This is a genomic window from Trujillonella endophytica (genome assembly GCF_900110555.1).
Classification (GTDB): Bacteria; Actinomycetota; Actinomycetes; order Mycobacteriales; family Geodermatophilaceae; genus Trujillonella; species Trujillonella endophytica.
This window is the reverse complement of sequence record NZ_FOEE01000006.1, coordinates 202,738-225,858: the sequence shown is the minus strand read 5'-3', so window position 1 is coordinate 225,858 and position 23,121 is coordinate 202,738. Positions and strand designations below refer to the sequence as shown.

General features: G+C 74.4%; 22 protein-coding genes and 1 tRNA gene. 19 read left to right on the top strand and 4 right to left on the bottom strand.

Annotated elements, in window-relative coordinates:
* The first annotated feature begins 29 nt into the window (after positions 1-29).
* Positions 30-1,439, top strand: a complete 1,410-nt coding sequence (locus tag BMY88_RS11685; protein WP_091943277.1) for an LLM class flavin-dependent oxidoreductase — start codon at positions 30-32, stop codon at positions 1,437-1,439.
* A 39-nt stretch (positions 1,440-1,478) separates the two neighbouring features.
* On the opposite strand, the gene BMY88_RS11680 is transcribed toward BMY88_RS11685, so the two are convergent.
* The 4 genes from BMY88_RS11680 to BMY88_RS11665 form a co-directional block, all read right to left on the bottom strand.
* Positions 1,479-2,372 (bottom strand): alpha/beta fold hydrolase, encoded by an 894-nt coding sequence (locus tag BMY88_RS11680; RefSeq protein WP_211435607.1) that lies wholly within the window; start codon positions 2,370-2,372, stop codon positions 1,479-1,481.
* A 55-nt stretch (positions 2,373-2,427) separates the two neighbouring features.
* Positions 2,428-2,499: transfer RNA gene (locus BMY88_RS11675), tRNA-Arg, on the bottom strand.
* Between the two features lie 55 nt (positions 2,500-2,554).
* Complete coding sequence (locus tag BMY88_RS11670) at positions 2,555-3,268, bottom strand: DUF305 domain-containing protein (protein WP_244524613.1); 714 nt, start codon at positions 3,266-3,268, stop codon at positions 2,555-2,557.
* Positions 3,265-4,113, bottom strand: coding sequence for a thioredoxin-like domain-containing protein (locus tag BMY88_RS11665; protein WP_091943275.1), 849 nt, complete (start codon positions 4,111-4,113; stop codon positions 3,265-3,267). Before BMY88_RS11665 ends, BMY88_RS11670 begins: the two co-directional genes overlap by 4 nt.
* A 153-nt stretch (positions 4,114-4,266) precedes the next feature.
* Here BMY88_RS11665 and argS point away from each other — a divergent pair, with 153 nt between their 5' ends.
* From argS to atpA, 18 genes are all read left to right on the top strand, one after another.
* Complete coding sequence (gene argS / locus BMY88_RS11660) at positions 4,267-5,940, top strand: arginine--tRNA ligase (RefSeq protein ID WP_091943273.1); 1,674 nt, start codon at positions 4,267-4,269, stop codon at positions 5,938-5,940.
* A complete protein-coding gene (gene lysA / locus BMY88_RS11655; RefSeq protein WP_091943271.1) occupies positions 5,937-7,478 on the top strand; it encodes a diaminopimelate decarboxylase in 1,542 nt (513 codons plus the stop codon). The genes argS and lysA overlap by 4 nt, the downstream gene beginning before the upstream one ends.
* A complete protein-coding gene (locus BMY88_RS11650) occupies positions 7,475-8,770 on the top strand; it encodes a homoserine dehydrogenase (RefSeq protein WP_091943269.1) in 1,296 nt (431 codons plus the stop codon). The genes lysA and BMY88_RS11650 overlap by 4 nt, the downstream gene beginning before the upstream one ends.
* A 53-nt stretch (positions 8,771-8,823) precedes the next feature.
* The gene (gene thrC / locus BMY88_RS11645; RefSeq protein WP_211435606.1) at positions 8,824-9,903 is read left to right on the top strand and encodes a threonine synthase; all 1,080 of its coding nucleotides are present in this window, start codon (positions 8,824-8,826) and stop codon (positions 9,901-9,903) included.
* Between the two features lie 5 nt (positions 9,904-9,908).
* The gene (thrB, locus tag BMY88_RS11640; RefSeq protein ID WP_091943268.1) at positions 9,909-10,865 is read left to right on the top strand and encodes a homoserine kinase; all 957 of its coding nucleotides are present in this window, start codon (positions 9,909-9,911) and stop codon (positions 10,863-10,865) included.
* Between the two features lie 248 nt (positions 10,866-11,113).
* Positions 11,114-13,348 (top strand): transcription termination factor Rho, encoded by a 2,235-nt coding sequence (gene rho, locus BMY88_RS11635; RefSeq protein ID WP_091943266.1) that lies wholly within the window; start codon positions 11,114-11,116, stop codon positions 13,346-13,348.
* 141 nt (positions 13,349-13,489) lie between these two features.
* Positions 13,490-13,723 carry a 50S ribosomal protein L31 gene (gene rpmE, locus BMY88_RS11630; RefSeq protein WP_091943264.1) on the top strand — a complete coding sequence of 78 codons (234 nt, stop codon included), beginning with the start codon at positions 13,490-13,492 and terminating at the stop codon, positions 13,721-13,723.
* Between the two features lie 121 nt (positions 13,724-13,844).
* Positions 13,845-14,921: a peptide chain release factor 1 gene (prfA, locus tag BMY88_RS11625; RefSeq protein ID WP_091943262.1), complete on the top strand. Its 1,077-nt coding sequence runs from the start codon at positions 13,845-13,847 to the stop codon at positions 14,919-14,921.
* Between the two features lie 10 nt (positions 14,922-14,931).
* On the top strand, positions 14,932-15,807 hold the full coding sequence (prmC, locus tag BMY88_RS11620; RefSeq protein WP_091943261.1) for a peptide chain release factor N(5)-glutamine methyltransferase: 876 nt from the start codon (positions 14,932-14,934) through the stop codon (positions 15,805-15,807).
* Between the two features lie 6 nt (positions 15,808-15,813).
* Positions 15,814-16,455, top strand: coding sequence for an L-threonylcarbamoyladenylate synthase (locus BMY88_RS11615; protein ID WP_091943259.1), 642 nt, complete (start codon positions 15,814-15,816; stop codon positions 16,453-16,455).
* 198 nt (positions 16,456-16,653) lie between these two features.
* Positions 16,654-17,901, top strand: a complete 1,248-nt coding sequence (locus BMY88_RS11610) for a glycosyltransferase family 4 protein (protein ID WP_091943257.1) — start codon at positions 16,654-16,656, stop codon at positions 17,899-17,901.
* Complete coding sequence (locus tag BMY88_RS11605) at positions 17,898-18,329, top strand: Cg1360 family ATP-synthase-associated protein (RefSeq protein WP_091943255.1); 432 nt, start codon at positions 17,898-17,900, stop codon at positions 18,327-18,329. The genes BMY88_RS11610 and BMY88_RS11605 overlap by 4 nt, the downstream gene beginning before the upstream one ends.
* A 96-nt stretch (positions 18,330-18,425) precedes the next feature.
* The gene (locus BMY88_RS11600; protein WP_091943253.1) at positions 18,426-18,752 is read left to right on the top strand and encodes an AtpZ/AtpI family protein; all 327 of its coding nucleotides are present in this window, start codon (positions 18,426-18,428) and stop codon (positions 18,750-18,752) included.
* The gene (atpB, locus tag BMY88_RS11595; protein ID WP_091943251.1) at positions 18,749-19,576 is read left to right on the top strand and encodes a F0F1 ATP synthase subunit A; all 828 of its coding nucleotides are present in this window, start codon (positions 18,749-18,751) and stop codon (positions 19,574-19,576) included. Before BMY88_RS11600 ends, atpB begins: the two co-directional genes overlap by 4 nt.
* 116 nt (positions 19,577-19,692) lie before the next feature.
* Positions 19,693-19,920 (top strand): ATP synthase F0 subunit C, encoded by a 228-nt coding sequence (gene atpE, locus BMY88_RS11590; RefSeq protein ID WP_029432783.1) that lies wholly within the window; start codon positions 19,693-19,695, stop codon positions 19,918-19,920.
* A 49-nt stretch (positions 19,921-19,969) separates the two neighbouring features.
* A complete protein-coding gene (locus tag BMY88_RS11585) occupies positions 19,970-20,539 on the top strand; it encodes a F0F1 ATP synthase subunit B (protein WP_091943249.1) in 570 nt (189 codons plus the stop codon).
* Entirely contained in the window at positions 20,539-21,411 is an 873-nt protein-coding gene (locus BMY88_RS11580; protein ID WP_091943247.1) for a F0F1 ATP synthase subunit delta, read from the top strand. Before BMY88_RS11585 ends, BMY88_RS11580 begins: the two co-directional genes overlap by 1 nt.
* 75 nt (positions 21,412-21,486) lie before the next feature.
* Positions 21,487-23,121 carry a F0F1 ATP synthase subunit alpha gene (gene atpA / locus BMY88_RS11575; protein WP_091943245.1) on the top strand — a complete coding sequence of 545 codons (1,635 nt, stop codon included), beginning with the start codon at positions 21,487-21,489 and terminating at the stop codon, positions 23,119-23,121.

Genomic DNA, 23,121 nt, shown 5'->3' with positions numbered 1-23,121 from the left:
CGATGCGAGCCCGACGCAGGAGCGTCCCCATGACCCGGCAACTGCACCTCAACGCGTTCCTCATGAACGTGGGCCACCACGAGGCCGCCTGGCGGCATCCGCTGTCCGACCCGCACGCGGGGCGCTCGGCCCGGCACTTCATCGACCTGGCCCGGACGGCCGAGCGCGGAAAGCTGGACTCGATCTTCTTCGCCGACGGCCTGGCCGTGGGCGCCGCGGTCCGGCACAACACCCAGGGCGGTCTCGACCCGCTGGCGATCCTGAACGCGGTGGCCACGCACACCGAGCGGATCGGCCTCATCGCCACGGTGTCGACGTCGTTCACCCACCCGTTCACCGTGGCCCGCGCCTTCGCCTCCCTCGACCACCTGTCCGGCGGGCGGGCGGGCTGGAACATCGTGACCTCCGGCAGCGAGCCCGAGGCCCGCAACTTCGACCTGGACCGGCACCACGAGCACGCCGCGCGCTACCGGCGGGCCGCCGAGCACGTCGACGTCGCCGTCGCGCTGTGGGACAGCTGGGAGGACGGCGCCGTGGTGGCGGACACGGCCTCCGGCGAGTACGTCGACACCGGACGGGTGCACGAGATCCGCCACCGCGGCGAGCACTTCGCCGTGCAGGGGCCGCTGACCACGCCGCGCAGCCCGCAGGGGCGGCCGGTCCTGGTCCAGGCCGGCTCGTCCGAGGACGGCCGCGAGTTCGCCGCCCGCTACGCCGAGGCGGTGTTCACCGCGTGGCAGACCCTGGAGGAGGCGAGGGCCTTCGCCGTCGACCTCAGGGCCCGGGCGGCCCGGGTGGGCCGGGACCCGGACCTGGTCAAGGTCCTGCCCGGCATCGTCCCGGTGATCGGCGACACCGAGGCCGAGGCCCGCGCGCTGGCGGCCGAGCTCGACGAGCTCCTCGTCTGGGACCACGGCCTGGCGCAGCTGTCGGGGATCCTGACCCTGTCGCTCGGGCACGCGGACCTCGACCGCCCGCTCGCCGAGCTCGAGCTGCCCGATCCGGGCCGGATCAACGGCAACCGCAGCCGCTACGAGCTGGTCACCGACCTGGGGCGGCGGGAGCGGCTCACCGTGCGGCAGGTCATCGCGCGGCTCGGTGGCGGCCGGGGGCACCGCACGTTCACGGGGACCCCCGAGCAGGTCGCCGACACGCTGGAGGAGTGGTTCACGGCCGGGGCGGCGGACGGCTTCAACGTGATGGCGCCGCTGCAGCCCTCGCAGCTCGAGCGGTTCGTCGACGGCGTCGTGCCGATCCTCCAGGACCGGGGGCTCTTCCGGCGCGAGTACGCGGGTTCCACGCTGCGCGAGCACTACGGCCTGCCCCGTCCCGCGAGCGCGTTCGCCGGCGGGGGGACGGCGACCTCGCGCCCGCTGACGGGGACGGCCGCGACGGGCACGTTCGCCGGGCGCCGGCTGGCCGCTCCGGTCGCCGGCTGAGGAGTGCCGGGGCCGGGGTCGCCGCCCCGGCCCCGGCGTTCAGCGGGCGGCCTCGCCGCGGGCCACGACGGCGGCGATCCGCTCCACCAGCTCCGGCCACACCTCGCGCGGCAGGTCGTGGCCCATCCCCTCGACGACCCAGAGCTCGGCGCCCGGGACGGCGGCAGCGGTCGCCCGGCCGCCGCTGACGTCGACCAGCGCGTCGGACTCCCCGTGGACGACGAGCGTGGGCACGGCGATCTCGCCCAGGTGCGCCGTCCGGTCGTCGGTGGTGAGGACCGCGGCCAGCTGACGGGCGACGCCGGCCGGGTCGTACGCGCGGTCGAAGGACAGGCCCGCCCGCTCGCGCAGGCCGGTCTCGTCGAACTCGAAGCCCGGGGAGCCGATCACCCGGTAGGTGTCCACCGCCCGCTCCAGCGCCTCCTCGCGGCTGCGGGCCGGCGGCGCGAGCAGGACGCCCAGGGCGGCCGCGGCGGGGCTGCCGACGGTGCGGTCGCCCGTCGTGGACATGATCGAGGTGAGGCTGCGCACCCGGCGCGGGTGCCGGACGGCCAGCGACTGGGCGATCATCCCGCCCATCGAGGCCCCGACCACGTGCGCGCTGTCCCAGCCGAGGGCGTCCAGCAGCCCGGCGGCGTCCCCGGCCATGTCGGCCAGCGAGTACGGCGCGGTCCCGGCGCCGGTCAGCAGCGCCGTGACGTCGGGGGCACCGGCGGCGTCCAGGTGGGTCGAGAGCCCGATGTCGCGGTTGTCGAACCGCACGACGTGCAGGCCGCGCCCGGCCAGCTCCCGGCAGAACTCGTCCGGCCAGCCGATCATCTGCGTCGCCAGGCCCATGACCAGCAGCAGCGGCGTGTCCCCGGGCGAGCCGAAGGTCTCGTAGGCGAGTTCGACGGCTCCGACGCTGGTGCGCTGCACCTCGGTGTGCTCCACGGCGGCGACGCTAGCCCGGCCGGCGGAACGCCTGCTCGACGGTTGTGCGGATGTGTGCCCCCGGCAGGATTCGAACCTGCGCCCCTGCCTCCGGAGGGCAGTGCTCTATCCCCTGAGCTACGGGGGCTCGGGGCACGGACGAAGTTACCAGCCGTGCCCCGCCGGCCCGACGGCGGTCCCGGTCAGGGCGGCGGCAGCGGGGTGCCGCCGCGGGCGCTGAGCAGACCGACCATCAGCGAGGTCTCGGCCGCCTGCGAGTCGCCGATGGAGGCGGCAAGCGAGCGGACGACGGCCTGGTCGGCGTGCTCGGCGCCGTACTGCGCCATGCCCGCGCCGCCCTCGTGGTGGCGGATCATCAGCCGGAGGAACTGGACGTCGAACTCCGTCCCCGACAGGGTCCGCAGCTCGGCCAGCTCCTCCTCGGTGGCCATGCCCGGCATGAGGGCGCCGTCCATGCCCGACATGTCGTGCCCGCCGGTGTGGGAGTCGGCCATCCAGGCCATCCGCTCGCCGCCGGTGGGGGTGAGCCCCCACAGCGCCAGCCAGCCCCGCATCCGCCCGACCTGGTTGTTCTGCGTCTCGGCGATGTCGAAGGCCAGGCCGCGGATCGCGGGGTCGGTGCTGCGCTCGAGGGCCAGGTTGGCCATCTCGACGCCCTGGTCGTGGTGGATCGACATGTCCCGGGAGAAGCCGGCGTCGACCGAGTCGGCCCCCGGGGTCGCCGGCGCCTCGTCGTCGCCGATGCCGAGGGCGACGGCCAGCGCGCCCCCGATGACGAGCAGGGCGACGGCGATGACCGCGAGCAGCGCGGTCCGCAGCGCGCCGCTGCGCGGGGGTGCCCCGCCGGCCTGCGTCGCCCGGGTCGACGTGTCCGTCGCCGGTGCCCCGGCGGTCACCCGGCGGCCGCCTCGGTCTCGGCCGCGCCGCCCTCGGCGGTCGGGGCGGCGTCCTCCGCGGCGAGCCGCGGGCTGGCGATGAAGTCGGGGTTCTGGCAGCTCGCGCCGACCTCGGGGTAGTAGTCGCCGTTGAGGGTGAGCAGGTCGGCGAACTGCTCCAGCCGCTCGTCGTCGACGCTGTCGACCTTGAGCTGGTGGTTCCACGACTGGATGCTGATCGGCGCGTCGAGACCGACGTACGGCGACATCATCCGGCCGTTCTCGCCGTCGACCAGGTCGGCGAGCGTGCTGACGTCGTCCTCGGAGAGGACCTCGGGGTCGTAGGTGATCCACACGGCGCCGTGCTCGAGGCTGTGCACGGCGTTCTCGTGCCGGATGTCGACGTCGTAGACCGTGCCGGTGCAGTCCGCCCAGCCCGGCGCGGGCTCGTGCGGGCCGCCGACGGGCGGGGACTCGGCGTAGTCCACGACGGACGTCACGTGCTCCTGGCCCGCGGCGTACTCGTAGGTCTGCACGCCGGCGATGTCGCCGGGGTCACCCGCCTCGTTGGCCTCGGACTCGCGGACCTGCAGCACCGCGTAGGTCAGCACCGCGCCGGCGAACACGACGACGGCGATCGCGGCGGCGATCAGGCCCCAGGGGCGCTGCGGGGAGACGACGTTGGCCGTCGGCCGGGTGCGCCCGCCCTTGGCCGCCGGGCCCTTGCCCGCCCCGCCCTTGCCCGCCGGACGCGAGCCGCCCCGGCCGGAGGCCGCCGAGCCGTCCCGGCCGGAGGACGCCGAGCTGCCCCGGCCGGACGCTCCCCGCGCGTTCCGGGGCTCGTCGGGCTTACCGTCCTTGGGCACAGCGTCTCCTCGAACTCGTCCTCGCGGGGCCCGCGCACCGCCGGCACCGCCGGAGGCGCTCCGGCGCCTCCCCGGCAGCGAGTCTAGGTCGGCAACCTGTGCGCGCCCCGGACCTCGCCCGGGGCGCCCCGGGCGGCCCCGTACGATCGCGCGGTGACACCCGAGCAGTTGCGCGACCTCGTCCGGACCGCGGTCGGGGCGGCAGTCGAGCGCGGCACGCTCGCCGTCGCCGTCCCCGACGACCTGGTCCTCGAGCGCCCCAAGAACCCCGAGCACGGCGACTACGCGACCAACGTGGCGATGCGGCTGGCCAAGCCCGCCGGCCGCCCGCCGCGCGAGGTGGCCGAGGCCGTCGCCGCCGAGCTGCGGGCGCTGGAGGGTGTGGACCGGGTCGACGTCGCCGGCCCCGGGTTCCTCAACATCACCCTGGCCAAGGACGCGCTGGGGCGGCTCGCCGTCCGGGCCGTCACCGAGGGCGAGGCCTACGGCCGCACCGAGACCCTCGCCGGGCAGCGGCTCAACCTCGAGTTCGTCTCGGCCAACCCCACCGGGCCGGTGCACATCGGCGGCACCCGGTGGGCCGCCGTCGGCGATGCGCTGGGCCGGCTGCTCACCGCCAGCGGGGCCGAGGTCAGCCGGGAGTACTACTTCAACGACGCGGGCGCGCAGATCGACCGGTTCGCCCGCAGCCTGCAGGCCGCCGCGCTGGGGCGGCCGGTCCCGGAGGAGGGCTACGCCGGGGACTACATCGGCGAGATCGCCGCCCAGGTGGTGGCCCTCGAGCCGGGCGTGCTCGAGCTGCCCGCCGACGAGCAGCAGGAGCGCTTCCGGGTGCGCGGCGTGGAGCTGATGTTCGCCGAGATCAAGCGCAGCCTCGCCGGTTTCGGCGTCGCGTTCGACACGTACTTCTCCGAGAAGACGCTGCACGACAGCGGCGCCCTGGAGAAGGCGATCGCCCGGCTGCGCGCGCAGGGCCACGTCTACGACGCCGACGGCGCCGTGTGGCTGCGCACGACGGACTTCGCCGACGACAAGGACCGGGTGCTGGTCAAGGGCGACGGCGAACCGACCTACTTCGCGGCCGACTGCGCCTACTACCTCGACAAGCGGGAGCGCGGGTTCGACAAGGTCGTGATCATGCTCGGCGCCGACCACACCGGCTACGTCGGCCGGTACAAGGCGCTGGTCGCGGCCATGGGCGACGACCCGCAGGCCAACCTCGAGATCCTGATCGGCCAGCTGGTCAACCTGGTGCGCAACGGCGAGCCGGTGCGGATGAGCAAGCGGGCCGGCACGGTCGTCACGCTCGAGGACCTGGTCGAGGCGATCGGCGCGGACGCTGCCCGCTACGCCCTCGCCCGCGCCTCGGTGGACCAGCAGATCGACCTCGACCTCGACGCCTGGACCCGCCAGACCAACGACAACCCGGTCTTCTACGTCCAGTACGCGCACGCCCGCATCGCATCGCTGCTGCGCAACGCCGCCGACCTGGGTCTCGCGGCGACCCTCGATCCGCCCTCCCCGGCCGACGTCGACACCGCAGCCCTGGCCCACCAGCGCGAGGGCGACCTCCTCCGGGCGATCGGGGAGTTCCCCCGGGTGGTGGCGTCGGCCGCCGAGCTGCGCGCCCCGCACCGGGTGGCCCGCTACCTGGAGGAGCTGGCCGGCACCTACCACCGCTTCTACGACGTCTGCCGCGTGCTCCCGCGCGGCGACGAGGAGGCGACCCCGCTGACCACGGCGCGGCTGTGGCTGTGCGCGGCGACCGCGGTCGTGCTGCGCAACGGCCTGGGCCTGCTCGGCGTCACCGCCCCGGAGCGGATGTGAGAGCGCACCCCGCGGGCCCCCTGCACGGGGGCTTCGAGCAGCCGACCCCCGCCGGGCAGCCGCCGGCCGACCTGGGCGCGCTGGACGCGCACGTGTGGCCGCGGTCGGCCACCCGCGTCGACGGCGAGCTGCACCTGGCCGGCCGGCCGGTCACCCAGTTGGCCCGCGAGCACGGCACGCCCCTGTTCGTGCTGGACGAGGCCGACTTCCGCGGCCGCGCCGCCGACTTCGCCACCGCGTTCGGCGGCGACGGGATGGACGCCGACGTCCACTACGCGTCCAAGGCCTTCCTCTGCGGTCAGGTGGCCCGCTGGATCGCCGAGGACGGGCTGCACCTGGACGCGTGCAGCGGCAACGAGCTCGTCGTCGCCCTGACCGCCGGCTTCCCGGCGGAGCGGATCTCGCTGCACGGCAACAACAAGTCGCTGGTCGAGCTGCGGCTGGCCGTCGACGCGGGCATCGGCCACGTCGTCGTCGACTCCTTCGACGAGATCGAGCGCCTCGTGCCGCTGGCGGCCGCCCGGGTCGCGGCCGGCGGCTCCCCGGTGCCGGTGCTGATCCGCACCACCGTCGGCATCGAGGCGCACACCCACGAGTTCATCGCGACGGCGCACGAGGACCAGAAGTTCGGCTTCTCCCTGGCCACCGGCGACGCGCTCACCGCCGCCGTGCGGATCATCCGCGAGCCGGCGCTGCACCTGACCGGCCTGCACAGCCACATCGGCTCGCAGATCTTCGACACCGCGGGCTTCGAGGCGGCCGCGCACCGCGTCGTCGGCCTGCTGGGGCAGATCGCGCAGGCCACCGGCGAGGTGCTGGGGGAGCTCAACCTCGGCGGCGGGTTCGGCATCGCCTACCTGCCCGACGACGACCCGGTGACCCCGGCCGACGTGGCCCGCCGGCTGCGCACGGTCGTGGCCGCCGAGTGCGCCGCGCTGGACCTGCCGGTGCCGCGGCTGGCCGTCGAGCCGGGCCGTGCCATCGCCGGTCCGGGCACGGTCACGCTGTACGAGATCGGCACGATCAAGCCGGTGCGGCTCGGCGCCGGCAGCGCTTCGGGCGGGGGAGCGCCCGTGCGCAACTACGTCTCGGTCGACGGCGGGATGAGCGACAACATCCGCACCGCGCTCTACGACGCCGCCTACACCTGCGTGCTGGCCAACCGGACCTCCACGGCGCCGCCCGCGCTGTGCCGGGTCGTCGGCAAGCACTGCGAGAGCGGGGACGTGCTCGTGCGCGACCTCTGGCTGCCCTCGGACGTCGTGCCCGGGGACCTGCTCGCGGTGGCCGCCACCGGCGCCTACTGCTGGTCGATGGCCAGCAACTACAACTACCTGCTCAAGCCCCCGGTCGTCGCCGTCCGGGATGGCGTCGCGACGGAGATCGTGCGACGGCAGACACTGTCCGACGTGTTCGCCCTCGACGCCGTCCTCGCCGGACTGCCCGCCCCCTCGCCGGCGATCGACCAGCCGGCCCCAGAGCACGCCGCCGGAGCCCGGTCGACGGGCTCGCGGGTCGGCGCGGAGGTGCGGCCGTGACCGCGCCCCTGCGCGTCGCGCTGCTGGGCTGCGGCACCGTCGGCGGGGCGGTGCTGCGGCTGCTCGACGAGCAGTCCGACGAGCTCGCCGCCCGCATCGGCCGGCCGGTGGAGGTGGCCGGGGTCGCCGTCCGGCGTCCCGACCGGCACCCCGACGTGCCCCCGCACCTGCTCACCACCGACGCGCACGCGCTGGTGACCCGCGAGGACGTGGACCTCGTGGTCGAGGTCATCGGCGGGATCGAGCCGGCGCGCACGCTGCTGCTGGCCGCGTTCGCCGCCGGCAAGTCCGTCGTCAGCGCGAACAAGGCGCTGCTGGCCGAGGACGGCACCGTGCTGCACGCCGCCGCGGCGAAGGCCGACGTCGACCTCTACTACGAGGCCGCGGTGACCGGCGCGATCCCGATCCTGCGACCGCTGCGCGAGTCGCTGGCCGGTGATCAGCTCCGCCGGGTGGTCGGCATCGTCAACGGCACCACCAACTACATCCTGTCCCGGATGGCCGAGACCGGCGCCGGCTTCGCCGAGGCGCTGGCCGAGGCCACGGAGCTGGGCTACGCCGAGGCCGACCCGACCGCCGACGTCGACGGCTTCGACGCCGCCGCCAAGGCCGCGATCCTCGCGTCGCTGGCCTTCCACAGCGAGGTCACCGCGGCCGACGTGTACCGCGAGGGCATCTCCGCGGTGACCGCGGCCGACGTCGCCCGGGCCGCCGAGATCGGCTGCACGGTGAAGCTGCTGGCCATCTGCGAGCGGGTCGCCGCGCCGGACGGCGCGGGGGAGTCCGTGGCCGTCCGCGTGCACCCGGCGATGATCCCGACGACGCACCCGCTGGCCGCCGTCGGCGGGGCGTTCAACGCCGTGTTCGTGGAGGCCGAGGCCGCCGGCGAGCTGATGTTCTACGGGCAGGGTGCCGGTGGCGGGCCGACCGCCAGCGCCGTGCTGGGCGACCTGGTGGCGGTCGCCCGCAACCGGGTCGCCGGCGTCGCCGGCCCCGGCGTGACCCCCTACGCCGGCCTGCCGGCGCGGCCGATCGCCGAGACGCCGACCCGGTACCACGTCAGCCTCGACGTGGCCGACCGGCCCGGCGTGCTGGCGACCGTGGCGCACGAGTTCGCCCGGCAGGGCGTCAGCATCGCCACCGTGCGGCAGGACGGCCACGGGGACGCCGCCACACTGGTCATCGTCACCCACAGCGCGCCGGACGCGGCCCTGTCGGCGACCGTGGCCGCGCTGCGCGGCATGGACGTGGTCCGCGGGGTCACGAGCGTGCTGCGGGTGGAGGGGTTGTGAGCGGCTCCGTACACGGCGGCTCCGCCGAGCGGGAGCGAACAGGAGAAGGTGCCATGACCGGAACGCTGCGCGGGGGCGTGTCCCCGTACTGGCCGGGGCTGATCGAGGCCTACCGCTCGCGGCTGCCGGTCAGCGACAGCACGCCGGTGGTGACCCTCCAGGAGGGGGCGACCCCGCTGGTCCCCGCCGTCGAGATCTCCCGGCGCACCGGCTGCGACGTCTACCTGAAGGTGGAGGGGGCCAACCCCACCGGCTCCTTCAAGGACCGCGGCATGACGATGGCCATCACCAAGGCCGTCGAGGAGGGCGCCCGGGCGGTCATCTGCGCCTCCACGGGCAACACCAGCGCCAGCGCCGCCGCCTACGCCGCGCGCGCCGGCCTGGTCTGCGCCGTGCTCGTGCCGCAGGGGAAGATCGCGCTCGGCAAGCTGGCCCAGGCGCTGGTGCACGGCGCGAAGCTGCTGCAGGTCGACGGCAACTTCGACGACTGCCTCGCGCTCGCCAGCAAGCTCGCCATCGACTACCCGGTAAGCCTGGTCAACAGCGTCAACCAGTACCGCATCGAGGGCCAGAAGACGGCGGCGTTCGAGATCGTCGACGTCCTCGGCGACGCCCCCGACATCCACTGCCTGCCGGTCGGCAACGCGGGCAACATCACCGCCTACTGGCAGGGCTACCGCGAGTACGCGGCGGACGGGACCGCGTCCCGGACGCCGCGCATGTGGGGCTTCCAGGCCGCCGGCTCCGCGCCCATCGTCGACGGCGCGGTGGTGGAGAACCCGCAGACGATCGCCACCGCCATCCGGATCGGCAACCCCGCGTCCTGGGTCAAGGCGCTGGCCGCCCGCGACGAGTCCGGCGGACGCATCGACGCCGTCACCGACCGGGAGATCCTCGCGGCCTACCGGCTGCTGGCCCGCAGCGAGGCGGTGTTCGTCGAGCCGGCGTCGGCCGCCTCGGTCGCCGGCCTGCTCAAGACTGCGGCCGCCGGCGAGCTCGAGCCGGGCCGGCGGATCGTCTGCACCGTCACCGGCAACGGGCTCAAGGACCCGGAGTGGGCCATCTCGGGCGCCCCGGCGCCGGTGACGATCCCGGTCGACGCCGCGGTGGCCGCCGCCCAGCTGGGTCTCTGACCGCGGTGGGTGTGCTCGACCGGTCGGTGGCCCGCGTCCGCGTGCCGGCGACCAGCGCCAACCTCGGTCCGGCCTTCGACTCCGCGGGGCTTGCCCTGGCCTGCCACGACGTCGTCGAGTTCGCCCTCGCCGACGGCGGGCTGGCCGTCGAGGTCACCGGCGTCGGCGCGGGCGACCTGCCCACCGACGAGTCGCACCTGGTGGTCCGCGCCTTCCGCGCCGCGTGCGCGGAGCTCGGGTGGTCCCCGCGAGGGCTGCGGATCGTCGCCGAGAACTGCATCCCCCAGGGGCGGGGGATGGGGTCCTCGGCCGCCGCCGTCGTGGCCGGCGTCGTCGGGGCCTGGTCGCTGTGCCCGGACGTCGAGACCCGGGACGACGACGCGGTCCTGCGCCTGGTGACCGAGATCGAGGGGCACCCGGACAACGTGGCGCCGTGCCTGCTCGGGGGAGCGGTGCTGTCCTGGATGGAGGCCGACGGGGCGCACGCCGACCGGCTCGCCCTCTCCGACGAGGTGCTCCCGGTCGTGCTCGTGCCCGGGGGCACGCTGGCCACGCACGTGGCCCGCGGCCTGCTGCCCGAGGCCGTTCCGCACGCCGACGCCGCCTTCAACGCCGGCCGGGCGGCGCTCCTCGTGCACGCCCTCACCCAGGCGCCGTCCCTGCTGCTGGCCGCGACCGACGACCGGCTGCACCAGCGTCAGCGCGCGGCGGCGATGCCCGACACCATCGCGCTGGTGGACCGGCTGCGGGAGGCCGGGCACGCCGCGGTGGTCTCCGGCGCCGGTCCCAGCGTGCTGGTGCTGAGCCGGCGTCGCCCCGACGACCCCCCGGGCGACCCAGCGGCCGCGGCCGGCGTACGGGAGATCGCCGACCTGGCGTCCGCGGGGTGGTCGGTCCGCCCGTTGGGGGTGGATCGGCACGGGGCGTCGGTGTCCCGGCCGAGGCGTCAGGTATCGTCCTGATAACGAGGAACACACCGAGAACGACCGGTGTTGTCCTGCCCGTGAGCTGCATCTAGGCTCACGGCGTAGCCGCCCCACTCGGGCGAGCCTCGCGCGGGGCGTTGCCGACGAAGAGTCCATCGCCGCAGATCCCGCCCCGCATCCACGCGATCCCTTCTCCTCGCCGACTCCGGAAACAGACCGGAGGGCAGGGGCCGGGTCACCCCCTGCGCTGGTAGGCGCAGGTCACCGCAGGGAAGGACCTGTACGTGAGCGAAACCACCGACCTCGTCGCGCCCCCGGCTGCCGACGAGGCAGCTGCCGCTTCTGGGCAGGCGGGCCGTTCCCGCCGCCGCGGCAGCGGGCTCTCGGGGATGTTGCTGCCCGAGCTGCAGCGCCTCGCGGCCGAACTGGGCATCCCCGGCACCGGCCGGATGCGCAAGGGTGACCTCGTCGCCGCGATCTCCGCCCGCCAGGTGGGCGGCACCGACGACCTCGCCGCCATCGACAGCGGCTCCGCTGCCACCACCGACAGCGCCCCGGCGGCCGGCGCCCGCGACGGCGTCCCGGCCTCGCGCGGCGCGGCCGCGACCGCCGCTCCGCTCGAGGCGCCCGTCAGCGGCGGCGCCAACGGCGGTCCGCTGACCACCCCGGCCGAGCCGGCCCCCGCAGTCGCCCCCGTCGCCGAGCAGCAGCCGCGCCGCCGCCGTGCCGCCAGCCGCCCGGCCGGCGCGCCCGTCGCCGACGCGGACGCCGGCACGACCGCGCAGACCGCGCCGGTCGCCGAGCCCGCCGCCCCGGCCGAGGCGCCCACCGCCGAGCCCGCCGCGGAGCCCTCCGCCCCGGCCGACCGGACCGACCGCGACGAGCGCGCCGACGGCGACCGCCCGGCCCGCAACCGCAGCCGCGGCCGGGACCGGGACGGCAACGAGCGCCCGGCCCGGGACGGCGGCGAGCGCCCCGCGCGCGGCGACCGCGACGGCGCCGAGCGTGCCCCCCGCGGCGACCGCGACGGCGGCGAGCGTCCCGCCCGTGACGGCGCCGAGCGTCCCGCCCGTGACGGCGGCGAGCGTCCGGCCCGTGACGGCGGCGAGCGCGCGGCCCGCGGCGGCGCCGAGCGTGCCCCCCGCGGCGACCGCGATGGCAACCGCGGTCCCGACCGCGGTTCCGAGAGGCCCGACCGCAACGCCCGTCCGGACAACCGTGCCGACACCCGCACCGACGCCCGGCCTGCACGGGACGACCGCGACGAGGACGACGACGACCTGGACGGCCGCGGCCGCCGTGGGCGTCGCTACCGCGACCGCAACCGCCGCGGCGGGCGCGAGCGCTTCGACCAGCCCATCGAGCCGACGGTCAGCGACGACGACGTCCTGCTGCCGGTCGCCGGCATCCTGGACGTGCTCGACAACTACGCGTTCGTCCGCACCTCGGGCTACCTGACCGGTCCCAACGACGTCTACGTCTCGCTGTCGCAGGTGCGCCGCTACGGCCTGCGCCGCGGTGACGCGATCACCGGCGCCGTCCGCCAGCCCCGCGAGGGCGAGCGCAAGGACAAGTACAACGCGCTGGTCCGGCTCGACACGGTCAACGGCCTGGACCCGGAGCAGGCGCGCCAGCGTCCCGAGTTCACCAAGCTGACGCCGCTGTACCCGCAGGAGCGCCTGCGGCTGGAGACCGAGCCGCAGCAGCTGACCACCCGGGTCATCGACCTGGTCATGCCGATCGGCAAGGGCCAGCGCGCGCTCATCGTCAGCCCGCCGAAGGCCGGCAAGACGATGGTGCTGCAGGCGATCGCCAACGCGATCACGACGAACAACCCCGAGTGCCACCTCATGGTCGTCCTCGTCGACGAGCGGCCCGAGGAGGTCACCGACATGCAGCGGTCGGTGAAGGGCGAGGTCATCGCCTCGACCTTCGACCGTCCGCCGGCCGACCACACCACGGTCGCCGAGCTGTCGATCGAGCGGGCCAAGCGCCTGGTCGAGATGGGCCACGACGTCGTCGTCCTGCTGGACTCGATCACCCGCCTGGGCCGCGCCTACAACCTGGCCGCCCCGGCCAGCGGGCGCATCCTGTCCGGTGGTGTCGACTCCACGGCGCTGTACCCGCCCAAGCGCTTCCTCGGCGCCGCCCGCAACATCGAGAACGGCGGCTCCCTCACCATCATCGCCTCGGCGCTGGTGGAGACCGGGTCCACGATGGACACGGTCATCTTCGAGGAGTTCAAGGGCACCGGGAACGCGGAGATCAAGCTGGACCGCCGCCTGGCGGACAAGCGGATCTTCCCGGCCGTCGACGTGAACGCCTCGGGCACCCGCAAGGAGGAGATCCTCCTGGCGCCCGACGAGCTGGCGGTCATCATCAAGCTGCGCCGCGTGCTGTCGGCCCTCGAGCCGCAGCAGGCGATCGAGTTGCTCAACGACAAGCTGCGCAAGACGCGCAACAACATCGAGTTCCTCATGCAGATCCAGAAGACGACCCTGGGTCCCGGCGGCGAGTAGCCGCCGGCACCCCCCGGCCGCCGGGCGGGGTCACCGATCGGGGATACTCGACGGTCGACTCCCGCCTGGCGCCCTGGAATGCCGCCCGGCCAGGCGGCGTTCGACCAGACAGCACCGACACCTGCGGAAGAGGTCCACGGCATGAAGCCCGGCATCCACCCCGAGTACCACACCACCACGGTGACCTGTGGTTGCGGGAACACCTTCACCACGAAGAGCACCGTCGCCAGCGGTCAGCTGACCGTCGAGATGTGCTCCGCCTGCCACCCGTTCTACACGGGCAAGCAGCGGGTCCTCGACACCGGCGGCCGCGTCGCCCGCTTCGAGAAGCGGTTCGGCAAGCGCGCCGACTCCAAGGTCAGCGCCGGCGAGTAGCGCGTCCGACGGCGCCCGTACCCACCCCTCCCCGGGGGCGGGAACGGGCGCCGTCGTCGTGTCCGCGGCCGTCCGTCCCGGGCCGGCCGCACCCAGCCACACCCCTGGAGAGGCCCTCGCGATGAGCAGCACCGACGCCGGCACCGACCGGCTGCGCGGGTTGCTCGACGAGCACGCGGCCCTGGAGCTGGAGCTCGCCGACCCGGCCGTGCACGCCGACGCCGGCCGCGCCCGGCGCCTGGGCCGCCGCTACGCCCAGCTCTCGCCCGTCGTGCAGGTCGCCCGCGAGCTGGACCAGGCGCGCGACGACCTGGGCACCGCGCGGGAGTTCTCCGTCGAGGACGCCTCTTTCCGCGCCGAGGCCGAGGCGCTCGAGGGGCAGATCGAGGAGCTCACCGGCCGGCTGCGCACGCTGCTGCTGCCCAAGGACCCCGACGACGACAAGGACGTCATCCTCGAGATCAAGGCGGGGGAGGGCGGGGCGGAGTCCGCGCTGTTCGCCGGCGACCTGCTGCGCATGTACCTGCGCTACGCCGAGCGCTGCGGGTGGTCCACCGAGATCCTCGAGGCCGTCGACGCCGACCTCGGCGGGTACAAGGACGTCGCGGTGGCCGTGAAGTCCCGCACGGACGAGGGCGTCTGGCCCCGGCTGAAGTTCGAGGCCGGGGTGCATCGCGTGCAGCGGGTCCCGGTCACCGAGAGCCAGGGCCGGATCCACACCTCCGCCGTGGGCGTGCTGGTCCTGCCCGAGGCCGAGGAGGTCGACGTCAGCGTCGACCCCAACGACCTGCGCATCGACGTCTTCCGCTCCTCCGGGCCGGGCGGGCAGAGCGTGAACACCACCGACTCCGCCGTCCGGATCACCCACCTGCCCACCGGCATCGTGGTCAGCTCTCAGAACGAGAAGAGCCAGCTGCAGAACAAGGAGTCGGCGCTGCGCGTGCTCCGGTCCCGGCTGCTGGTCGCCGCGCGCGAGGAGGCCGCGGCCACCGCGTCCGACCAGCGGCGCAGCCAGGTCCGCACGGTCGACCGCAGCGAGCGGGTGCGCACGTACAACTTCCCGGAGAACCGGATCAGCGACCACCGGGTCGGGTTCAAGGCGCACAACCTCGACGCCGTCCTCGACGGCGAGCTGGACCCGGTGCTCGACGCGCTCAGCGCGGCGCACACCGCCGAGCTGCTGGCGGCCGGCTCCTGAGGCCCTGCCCATGAACCGCAGCACCCTGCTGGCCGACGCCGCCCGGCTGCTCGCCGAGGCCGGGGTCGCCTCCCCGCGCGTGGACGCCGAGCTGCTCCTGGCCCACGTCACCGGGCGCACCCGCTCGGGTCTGCTCACCCTCGACGCCGTCGACGAGCCGGCCGCCCGCCGCTTCGCCGTCCTCGTCGACCAGCGCGTCGACCGGGTGCCGCTGCAGCACCTCACCGGCCGCGCGGCGTTCCGGCACCTCGAGCTGGCCGTCGGTCCCGGCGTCTTCGTGCCCCGGCCGGAGACCGAGCAGCTGGTCGAGTGGGCGCTGGCCCGCCTCGCCGGGGTCCCGGAGCCGGTCGTCGTCGACCTCGGCACGGGCTCCGGGGCGATCGCGCTGTCGCTCGCCCACGAGCACCCCGGCGCGCGGGTCACCGCGGTCGAGCGGGACCCCGACGCGATCGAGTGGACCCGCGTCAACGCGGCCGCACGGGCCGCGGCCGGCGACCGGCCGGTGGAGGTGGTCGCCGGGGACATGACCGATCCGCGGCTGCTGCGCAGCCTCGACGGCGGCGTGGACCTGGTCGTGTCCAACCCGCCCTACGTGCCCGACGGCGCCCGGCTGCCCCGGGAGGTCGCCGACCACGACCCGCCGCTGGCGCTGTGGGGCGGTCCCGACGGGCTCGACGTCGTCCGCGGCCTGCTCGGCACCGCCGCCCGGCTGCTGCGGACCGGCGGCGCGCTGGGCATCGAGCACGCCGACCAGCAGGGGACGGCGCTGCCCGCGCTCGTCCGCGCGCACGGGGGCTGGGACGACGTCGCCGACCACCCGGACCTGGCCGGCCGCCCGCGCTTCACCACCGCCCGCCGCGCCGCCGCCGGGGCTGGGGGAGACTGACCCGTCGTGGCCGACCTCTACGACTGCTCCGACCCCGCGGCCCGCTCCGCCGGGATCGACGCCGCCGCTGCGGCGATCGGCCGCGGCGAGCTCGTGCTGCTGCCCACCGACACCGTGTACGGGGTGGCGGCCGACGCCTTCACCCCCGACGCGGTCACCCGGCTGCTGGCGGCGAAGAACCGCGGCCGCGCGATGCCCGTGCCGGTGCTCATCGGCGAGGCCTCGACGCTGGCCGGCCTCGTCGTCGACCTGCCGGCCGTGGCCACCCGCCTCGCCGAGGAGTTCTGGCCGGGCGGGCTGACGCTCGTGCTCGAGCACGCGCCGTCGCTGGCCTGGGACCTGGGGGACGCCGAGGGCACCGTCGCGGTGCGGCTGCCCGACGACGACGTCGCCCGCGACCTGCTGCGCCGCACCGGACCCCTCGCCGTCTCCAGCGCCAACCGCTCCGGCCGTCCGGCCGCCACCGACGCGGCCGGCGCGGTCGCGCAGCTGGGCGACCACGCGGCGGTCGCCCTCGACGCCGGACCGCGCACCGGCTCGGCGGCCAGCACGATCGTCGACTGCACCGCGCCGACGCCCCGGGTGCTGCGCGTCGGCGCCGTGGACGTCGACCGGCTGCGCGCCGTCGTCCCCGAGATCGGCGAGTAGACGACGGACCTCCCCGCCCCCACCGGTCGCGAGCCCGCGGTGGGCCCCTGCAGGGATGCCCGCCGTGCGGTGACGCTCCGCTCCCAGGCGGGAGCGATACCGTGGACCCACCGACGTCGTCCGAGTCCGGGAGATCCCCCGATGCGCATCCCCGGCCGGGGCTCTCTGCCCGCAGCGCCCCTGGGCGCCGGCTGAGCCATGCGCGAGTACCTCGTCGCCTTCCTCACCGCCGGGCTGGTCACCTACCTCGCCACCCCGGTGGTGCGGCTGGTCGCCGTCCGGCTGCGGATGATGGCGGCCCCCCGCGAGCGGGACGTGCACGTCATCCCCACCCCCCGCGGCGGGGGAGTGGCCATGTACCTCGGGGTGGCCGCCGCCATCCTGGTGGCCACCCGGCTGCCGGCGCTGCAGCGCACCTTCGACGACTCGCAGACCGCCGCCGTCCTGGCCGCCGGCGGCCTGATCTGCCTCCTCGGCGTGCTGGACGACAAGTTCGGGCTCGACGCCCTCACCAAGCTCACCGGCCAGATCGCCGCGGCCGGTGTGATGGTCCTGCTCGGCGTGCAGCTGTCGTTCGTCTTCCTGCCGTTCGCCGACCTCGGCACCATCTCCCTCGGGCCCGATGTCGGCGTCCCGCTCACCATCCTGCTCACCGTCCTGACGGTGAACGCCCTGAACTTCATCGACGGGCTGGACGGTCTGGCCGCCGGGGTGTCCGCGATCGCGGCGCTGGCCTTCTTCGCCTACAGCTACAACCTGGGGCTGACCGGGTACGACGAGGTCGCCAGCGCCCCCGCGCTGATCACCGCGGTGCTGGCCGGCGCCTGCGTGGGCTTCCTGCCGCACAACTTCAGCCCGGCGCGGATCTTCATGGGCGACTCCGGATCCATGCTGGTCGGGCTGATGCTCTCGGCCGCGGCGGTGACCGCGACCGGGAACGTGGACCCGCAGACGTTCGACTCCGCCGCCAGCCTGCTCCCGCTGACCCTGCCGCTGCTGGTGCCGATCGCGGTTCTCTTCATCCCGTTCATCGACCTGGTGCTGGCCGTGATCCGGCGCACGCGGCGGGGGCAGTCGCCGTTCTCGCCGGACAAGATGCACCTGCACCACCGGCTGCTGGCCATCGGCCACTCGCACCGCCGGGCCGTGCTGGTCATGTACTTCTGGGCGGCGCTGCTGTCCAGCGGCGCCGTGGCCCTGTCCATCACCGGTGGCCGGGTGGAACTCCTCGTCGCCATCGGTGCGCTGCTCCTGATCGGGGTCGTCGTCGTGCTGGCACCGCGGACCCGCCGGGCGGCGCGCGAGGCGCGCGCCGCCGACCTCATGGCCATGCGCCGGCGCAGCCGGGCGGCCCACCCGACCGCCCGCGCCGTCCGCGGTCCGGCCCCCGCCGGCGAGGCCCCGCCCGCGCCGGCCGCCCGGGCGCCCGGGCAGGTCGTCCGATGAGCGGGATGCCGCGGGAGGACGGCGGCTGGGACCTGTCGTTCCTGCGCGTCGGGGCCCTGGCGACGCTCGCGGTCACCGCCGTCGCGGCTCCGGTGACCGGCTTGGTCGCGGGCTGGGACGACGCGGTCGGCGTGCTCGTCGGCGCGGCCGTGGTGACGGCCTTCTTCGTCGTCAGCGGTCTCGTCGTGGCCTGGGCCGGGCGCATCAACGACGCCTTCACGCTGCCCGCGGCGATGGGGGCCTTCTTCGTCAAGGCGATCGTGCTCTTCGGCGTGCTGAACGCGCTGCCCGAGGACGGCTGGCTGGACCGGCTCACGCTCGCCTGGTCGGTGATCGTCGGTGCGCTGCTGTGGAGCGCCGTCCAGCTGCGCTGGGTGTGGACCCGGCCCATGTACTACGTGACCCCGCCGCGCCCGCCCGCGGGCTGAACCGGGGCGACCCGGACACCCGGACGGGTGGTCCGCCCGGCCCCTCCGCCGCACCCCGGGAGACCCCCGGCGCCCGGCTGATAGTGTCCGGGACCGATGGCCGAGAAACACCCCAGCACCGGGGACGCTCGGCCCCCAACTGCGAAGCCGACCAGCGGCGGCAGCGGTGCCGAGACCGGATACGCGGTCATCGGGACCCTGATCTCCGGGATGGCCGTGTGGGGCGGGGCCGGATGGCTGCTCGACCAGTGGCTGGACACCCGTGTGTTCTTCCCGGTCGGCATCATCTTCGGCATGGCGGTGGCGATCTACCTGGTCGTCGCCCGGTTCGGCGGCCTGCCCCCGGCAGCGGAGGGCAGTCGCACCAGCACGACCCAGGGCGGACGACGGAGCCGGCCCAGGACGCAGAAGGGACAACGGTGACCTCCAGCGCCCACACGCTCGGGACCGTGCTCGCGGTCGACTCCGGCGGCGGCGACGGCTTCCAGGCCCCCGGTCTCGGTGAGTTCTACCCGGAGACGGTGGCGGAGTTCTCGCTCCTGGGCGTGGACTTCGCGATCACCCGCATCACGATCATCCTCTGGATCGCGACCGCGCTGATGCTCGCCTTCGTCATCGCGGCGTCGCGCAAGGCCCAGATCGTGCCCGGAAAGCTCCAGTTCATCGGGGAGAGCGGCTACTCGCTGGTCCGCGACGGCATCGCCCGCGACGTCGTCGGCCCCAAGGGCATCCCCTTCGCGCCGTTCCTGGCGTCGCTGTTCTTCTTCATCCTCGCGAACAACTTCATGGCGATCGTGCCGTTCGCGCAGATCTCCCCGATGTCGAAGTTCGCCTTCCCCCTGGTGCTGGCCGCGTTCTGCTGGGTCCTCTACATCTACATCGGCATCCGCGAGCAGGGCGCCGGCAAGTACTTCAAGGACATCCTGTTCCTCCCCGGTGTCCCGAAGCCGATGTACATCCTCGTCACGCCGATCGAGCTCCTGCAGAACTTCGTCGTCCGGCCGTTCACGCTCGCCGTCCGACTCTTCGCCAACATGTTCGCCGGTCACATGCTGCTGGTGGTCTTCTCCCTCGGCGCGGTGTACCTGTTCGGCCGGGACAACTTCTCGGTCATCTTCGGTCCGGTCTCGGCGCTGATGGCGATCGTGATGACCTTCTTCGAACTGCTGGTCATCTTCCTGCAGGCCTACGTCTTCACCGTCCTGATGGGCACCTACCTGAACGGGTCCATCGAGGCGGATCACTGATCCACGCAGCACCGTGGCCGGCGACCCCGCCGACCCGCCCCTGAACGGCACCACCCGCACCACCCCCCAGAGCCGGCCGGCAGAAGCCGGTCGACGACACAGGAGGAACACCTCGCATGGACCTGTTGGCAGAGCTGACCGGCAGCATCGGTTCCGTGGGCTACGGCCTCGCCGCGATCGGCCCCGGCATCGGCGTCGGCATCGTGTGGGCGGCCTACATCCAGGCCACCGCACGCCAGCCCGAGTCCGCCGGCCTGACCCGGACCTACGCCTTCCTGGGCTTCGCGCTGTCCGAGGCGCTGGCTCTGATCGGCTTCGTCGTCCCCTTCGTCTTCGGCACCTGATCCGTACGCCGGCGTACGGGTACCCATACCAGACAGGGACACTGAGACCATGAGCTTCCTCGCTGCGGAGAGCGAAAGCCCGCTCCTCCCGCCGGTCGGCGAGATCATCATCGGGCTGATCGCCTTCACGATCGTCCTGCTGGTGTTCTTCAAGTTCGTCGCGCCGCGTTTCGAGCAGGTCTTCCGGGCTCGTCGCGAGGCGATCGAGGGCGGCATCGAGCGCGCCGAGGCGATGCAGGCCGAGGCGAAGGCGGCGCTGGAGCAGTACCGCGCCCAGCTCGCCGAGGCCCGCACCGAGGCCGCGCAGATCCGCGACCAGGCCCGGGCCGAGGGGCAGCAGATCCTCGAGGAGCTGCGCACCCAGGCCCAGGAGGAGTCGGCCCGCATCGTCGCCCGCGGGGAGGAGCAGCTCGCGGCCTCCCGCCAGCAGGTCCTGAACGAGCTCCGGACGCACATCGGCACGATCGCCGTCGACCTCGCCGGTCGCGTGGTGGGCGAGTCGCTCAGCGACGACGCGCGCCGGCGCGGCACCGTGGACCGGTTCCTCGACCAGCTCGAGGGCATGGCCGGTAACGCGGACGGCCGCGTCGGGGCGACCGTCCCGGAGGGCAACCGCTGATGGACGCCGCCAGCCGGGCAGCCGTCGCCGAGGCGCGCGAGCGCCTCGGCGAGCTGACCTCCCGACCCACGGGGATCCTCGGGCGTGCCCGGGACATCGTCAGCGGCCCGCCGCGCGTGGTCGAGGCGGAGGACCTGGCCGGTCTGGCCGACGAGCTGTTCGCGGTGGCGCGTCTGCTCCAGGCGCAGCCGTCGCTGCGGCGCGCGCTCTCGGACCAGGCGGGCAAGCCGGCCGAGCGTGCCGCGCTGGCGCGGCGGTTGCTGGCCGGGAAGGTCACCGACGCGACGCTCGACCTCGTCGAGACCCTCGCCCGGCAGCGCTGGTCGCGGCCGTTCGACCTCGTCGAGGCCGCCGAGACCCTCGCGACGGAGGCCGCGCTCGACACGGCCGACGCCCGCGGGGAGCTCGAGGGCGTCGAGGACGAGCTGTTCCGGTTCGGCCGGATCGTCGCCGGTGACCCCGACCTGTCGCGCATCCTCGGCGACCGCGCGGCTCCGGCGGCCGGGAAGTCGGCGCTGCTGGACCGGCTGCTCACCGGCCGGGTCAGCCCGGTCACCGAGCAGCTGCTGCGCAACCACCTGACCCGCCCCACCGTCGCCAACGCGGAGACGGCGATCGAGCGGCTCTCCGAGGTGGCCTCGCGCCGCCGCGGGCAGTCGGTCGCGCACGTGACCGCGGCGTCGCCGCTGAGCGATGCCCAGGAGCGGCGCCTGGCCGACGTGCTCGGCCGGGTCTACGGCCGCGCCATCGGCCTGCAGGTGACCGTCGACCCCGAGCTGCTCGGTGGTCTGGTGATCCGCGTCGGCGACGAGGTGATCGACGGCAGCGTCCTGCGTCGCCTCGACGAGGCCGGCCGCCGTCTCGTCGGCTGACCGGCGCCGTCCGAGCGCAGCCACCCACACAGCCCGAACACAGACACGACCCCCGCAGGGAAGAGGACGCGAGCCATGGCCGAGCTGACGATCTCCGCTGATGAGATCCGCAGTGCCATCCAGAACTACGTCACCGAGTACTCCCCGGACGTCTCCCGGGAAGAGGTCGGGATCGTCACCGAGGCCGGCGACGGCATCGCCCGGGTCGAGGGCCTGCCCTCGGTCATGACCAACGAGCTGCTCGAGTTCGAGAGCGGCGTGCGTGGCCTGGCCCTGAACCTGGACGTGCGCGAGGTCGGCGTCGTCATCCTGGGTGACTTCGCCGGCATCGAGGAGGGCCAGCAGGTCCGCCGGACCGGCGAGGTGCTCTCGGTCCCCGTCGGTGAGGGTTACCTCGGCCGCGTCGTGGACCCGCTGGGGAACCCGATCGACGGTGGCGGCCCGCTGGAGACCTCCGGTCGCCGCGCCCTCGAGCTGCAGGCGCCCAGCGTCGTGCAGCGCAAGTCGGTGCACGAGCCGCTGCAGACCGGGATCAAGGCCATCGACGCGATGACCCCGATCGGCCGCGGCCAGCGTCAGCTGATCATCGGTGACCGGCAGACCGGCAAGACGGCGATCGCCATCGACGCGATCATCAACCAGAAGCAGGCCTGGGCCACCGGCGACCCGGCGCAGCAGGTGCGCTGCATCTACGTCGCCGTCGGCCAGAAGGGCTCGACGATCGCCTCGATCCGCTCGGCCCTCGAGGAGGCCGGCGCGATGGAGTACACGACCATCGTCGCCGCCCCTGCCTCCGATGCCGCGGGCTACAAGTACATCGCCCCCTACACCGGCTCGGCCATCGGCCAGCACTGGATGTACGAGGGCAAGCACGTCCTGATCGTGTTCGACGACCTCACCAAGCAGGCCGAGGCCTACCGCGCGGTGTCGCTGCTGCTCCGCCGTCCGCCGGGCCGCGAGGCCTACCCGGGCGACGTCTTCTACCTGCACTCCCGCCTGCTGGAGCGCTGCGCGAAGCTCTCCGACGACCTGGGCGCCGGTTCGATGACGGGTCTCCCGCTCATCGAGACCAAGGGCAACGACGTGTCGGCGTACATCCCGACCAACGTCATCTCGATCACCGACGGGCAGATCTTCCTCGAGACCGGTCTGTTCAACTCCGGTGTCCGCCCGGCCATCAACGTCGGCATCTCGGTGTCCCGCGTCGGCGGCTCGGCACAGGTCAAGGCGATGCGGTCGGTCGCCGGCCGTCTCCGCCTGGACCTGGCCCAGTTCCGCGAGCTCGAGGCCTTCTCCTCGTTCTCCTCCGACCTGGACGCGGCCAGCCGCGCCACGCTGGACCGCGGGCAGCGGCTGGTGGAGATCCTCAAGCAGGGCCAGTACAGCCCCTACCCGGTGGAGCGCCAGGTCGTCGCCCTGTGGCTGGGTACCACCGGCAAGCTCGACAAGGTGCCCGTGAGCGAGGTGCGCCGCTTCGAGTCGGAGTTCCTCGACTACATCGGGCGCAGCGAGGCCGGCGTCTACGACGAGATCGGCACCTCGCGGCTCCTCGGTGACGACGCCGTCTCCAGCCTCGAGCGGGCCGTGGAGTCCTTCTACGGCCAGTTCCAGCTCCCCGACGGCGGCACGCTGCTCAACGAGCCCGAGGCCGAGGCGATGGACGCCTCGGAGCGTGGCCAGGAGCGCGTCCAGGTCAAGAAGAGCAGCTGA